This window comes from Streptomyces mangrovi (genome assembly GCF_900114215.1).
Lineage (GTDB): Bacteria > Actinomycetota > Actinomycetes > Streptomycetales > Streptomycetaceae > Streptomyces > Streptomyces barkulensis.
On record NZ_FOSG01000043.1, the window covers coordinates 1 to 3801 of the forward strand.

General features: G+C 70.1%; 1 protein-coding gene and 2 pseudogenes. All 3 read left to right on the plus strand.

The annotated features are described in order from the left end of the window. Window positions 1-113 (plus strand): annotated as a pseudogene (locus BM237_RS28490) (ATP-binding protein); the annotation flags it as partial. A 379-nt stretch (window positions 114-492) separates the two neighbouring features. After that, window positions 493-3696, plus strand: coding sequence for a sensor histidine kinase (locus BM237_RS28495; RefSeq protein WP_093852630.1), 3204 nt, complete (start codon window positions 493-495; stop codon window positions 3694-3696). 10 nt (window positions 3697-3706) lie between these two features. Then, window positions 3707-3801 (plus strand): annotated as a pseudogene (locus BM237_RS30600) (roadblock/LC7 domain-containing protein); the annotation flags it as partial.

Genomic DNA, 3801 nt, shown 5'->3' on the forward strand with positions numbered 1-3801 from the left:
TGCAGATCGGTCCGGACGCGCCGATCATCACCACCGACGCGCGGCACCGGGCGGAGGCGAAGAGCGCGCTGATCACGCTGGTCGAGCACGCGCTCCTGGCACGCCTGCGCTGATCCGGACGCGGGCTCGCGCGCGTGCGCACGGTGGCCGCCCGGATCGCCCAAGCCGCCGACGGCGACAGCGGGTTACGGATCAGTAGCCGGGACGGACCGGACATCGCGCCCGGTCCGTCCCGGTTTTCATAACGTTTCGACAGAGAATTGCGGGGTGGATGCCACTCGCCGCGAGCGCCTCGCTCCCCAGCGCGTACAAAATTTCAGCCTTTCGTCAACCTGTGGGCCATATGCCCTTTTCCTCCCGGGCATCCGCGTGTGATTCGCCACTGGTCCAGGTGTTTGGAAAGCTTCTGCCTGCCGTGCTGAAATTCGCTGAACTCAGCAGTAGTTACGGTTTCATCGAAGACGATGGGCTGAAGCCGAGAGGTTTGGTCGAGTGAGGCGAAGCAATCCGAGCTCCCCGCCCGGGGAGCCGCGTGGCAACTTCACGCCGCCGCAGCGCGCCGTGGGGGCGCACTCCGACCTGCCCGGGAACGGCGGGGAGTCGGGCAGTGGCGGCCGTTTCGCGGTGCGCAACTGGCGCGTGGCCACCAGACTGAACGCCATCCTCCTCATCCCCGTGCTCGTCGCCCTGGTCTTCGGCGGTTTCCGGGTGCAGAACTCGCTGGACACGCTGAACGAGGCGGAGGACGCCAACCGCACCGCGGAACTGGTCCGCGCCGCCGCCGCGTACGGCCACGCCCTGATCGACGAGCGCGACCGCACCGCCGCGCCGCTGCTGCAGGGCAAGACGGACGACCCGGTGATCGCGGAGGTGCGCGGGGTCACCGACGCCGCGCGCGAGGAGTTCTACCGCCGCGTCGACCAGATGCCCGACCAGCAGAACCTCAAGCGCCGCCTCGCCGCCTTCAAAAAGGTCGAGCCGGAGCTGGAGGAGCTGCGCCAGGCCGCCTACACCGACCGGTTGAAGGGTGTGGAGACCGAGGAGGGCTACGTCCGGGTCCAGCACCCGCTGATGGAGTTCGCCAACGAACTGGGCCTGGGCACCGGCAACATCACCTCCTACGGCCGCACCGTCTACGCGATCTCCCTCTCCAAGGCCGCCGAGTCCCTGCAGCGCTCGATCGGCACCCACCTGCTGATCAAGCCCGGTCCGGGCGCGGCGGACAAGCAGCGACAGCTCACCGCCTTCAGTTCCTACGCGTACCTGGAGAACATCGCCGTCGAGGAGTACCGGGGCGGCGCCTCCCCGGAGGACTGGGAACTGCTGCAGGAGGAGAAGGTCAAGGCGGGCGAGGACGCCCGGGAGCGGCTCGCCGAGGCCGGGGAGGAGGCGGAGGCCGCGGGACGGGACTTCACCGCACCGCCGGCGACCGACAAGATGATCCAGGCCATCGCCTCCGGGGCCTCCTCCCAGAAGCTGCGGGCCGGCGGCGTCACGGCCGAGAACTGGTACACCGCGGCCACCGCCAACTTCAACGCCTACCGCGAGGTGGAGAAGAACCTCACTGACCGGGCGGTGAGCGAGACGACCCAGATCGCCTCGGACGCCAAGCGGGACGCCGTCGTCAACTCCGTCATCGTGCTCGCCGCCCTGGTGATCGCCTTCGTGATCGCCGGGATGATGGCCCGCTCGATGAGCAGCAACATGCGCCGGCTGCGCACCGCCGCCCTCGACGTCGCCCAGCAGCGGCTGCCGATGCTGGTGGACCAGCTCTCCCGCACCGACCCGGGCAAGGTCGACACCCGTGTCCAGCCCATCCCGATCAACAGCCGCGACGAGATCGGCGAGGTCGCCCGCGCCTTCGACCAGGTCCACCGCGAGGCCGTCCGGCTCGCCGCCGAGCAGGCGCTGCTGCGGGGGAACGTCAACGCCATCTTCACCAACCTCTCGCGCCGCAACCAGGGCCTCATCGAGGGCCAGCTCGCCCTCATCACGGACCTGGAGAACAACGAGGCCGACCCGGACCAGCTGGAGAACCTCTTCAAGCTGGACCACCTGGCGACCCGTATGCGCCGCAACGGCGAGAACCTGCTGGTCCTCGCGGGCGAGGAGCCCGGCCGCCGCTGGACCCAGCCGGTGCCGCTGGTGGACGTGCTGCGCGCCGCCTCCTCCGAGGTGGAGGACTACGAGCGCATCGAGCTGTCCGGCGTCCCCGAGAGCGAGATCCACGGCGCCGTCGTCACCGACCTGGTGCACCTGCTGGCCGAGCTGCTGGAGAACGCCACCTCGTTCTCCTCGCCGCAGACCAAGGTCAGGGTCACCGCGACCAGGCTGCCCGACGGCCGGGTGATGATCGAGATCCACGACAAGGGCATCGGCCTGACCCCCGAGGACTTCGCCGACATCAACCACAAGCTGGCCAACCCGCCGACGGTGGACGTGGCCATCTCCCAGCGCATGGGCCTGTTCGTGGTCGGCCGCCTGGCCAGCCGGCACGGCATCCGCGTCCAGCTGCGTCCCTCCGGCGAGCAGGCGGGCACCACCTCGCTGGTCATGCTTCCGGAGGAGATCACGCACGGCGGCGGCGGCCAGGAGGAGGTCGAGGAGGACTTCACCGTCTCCCGGATCGTCCCGGAGCAGCCGAACGCGGCCCAGCCCGCGCCCCAGAACCGCCAGCTGTCCGCCGCGGACCTGGGCTTCGACGACTCCCGCTACGGTTCTCAGGAGGAGGAGCAGGAGAACTCCCCCCAGCTCGACCCGCTCGGGCGCTCACTGATGCGCGAGGAGCGGCGCGCGGCGCTGGAGTCCCAGCAGCCCCGGTACCAGCAGCAGGACGGCGACTACGGCGGCTACGGGGACGGGCACGACGGGCACGACGCCCAGGAGCAGTACGCCCCCCAGCAGGCCTTCTACGACCCCGAGCAGACCGGCCGGTACGGCTCGCAGACCGGATTCCCGGAGACCGCCCCCTACGGGCAGGAGACGGGATACGGCCAGGGGTACCAGGACGGTTACCGGCAGCAGTACGAGCAGCCCCAGCAGCAGTCCCAGCAACAGGGCGGCGGGTACGACGGCGGTTACGGCCAGGAGTACCAGGGCGAGTACCGGCCGGACTACGGGACCGGGTACGCGGAGAACGGTTACGACACCGGGCAGGATCCTGTCCGGAATCCGGAAGCGGAATCCTTCCCCAGCGCTCCCGAAGACGGCGCGGAACGCGTAGGCTTCGATCGACCGGGTCAGGCTTCGGATGCTTCCACCACTGTGACCGGCGCGGGACTCCCGCGCCGGGAGCCGCGGAGGCAGCACCCCGAGGAGGGCTCGGCCCCGCGGTACCAGCCGCAAGCGGAATCCCCGGAAGTGCCCCGGCAGGCGGATCGCTCCGACGATTCCGGCTGGCGCACGGCGAACGACGAGCGCTGGCAGCGGGCGGAGGGGCTCCGCGACCCCAAGGCCGGCGGAGTCACCCCCTCCGGTCTGCCCCGCCGAGTGCCCAAGGCCAATCTGGTCGAGGGCGCCGCGGAGCAGACACCCCAGGACGGGGCCCAGGTCTCCCGCACCCCGGAGGACGTCCGAGGCAGGTTGAGCAACCTGCACCGCGGCGTCCGGCGGGGACGCACCGCGGGCGGCTCCGACAACACCCAGAATGACCAACCGGGCTTCGGCCCCGGCAGCACCTACGATCAGGAGCGTTAGTGTGAGCCCGATGAGCCAGGCGGCGCAGAACCTGAACTGGTTGATCACCAACTTCGTGGACAACACCCCAGGGGTGTCGCACACGGTGGTGGTCTCCGCCGACGG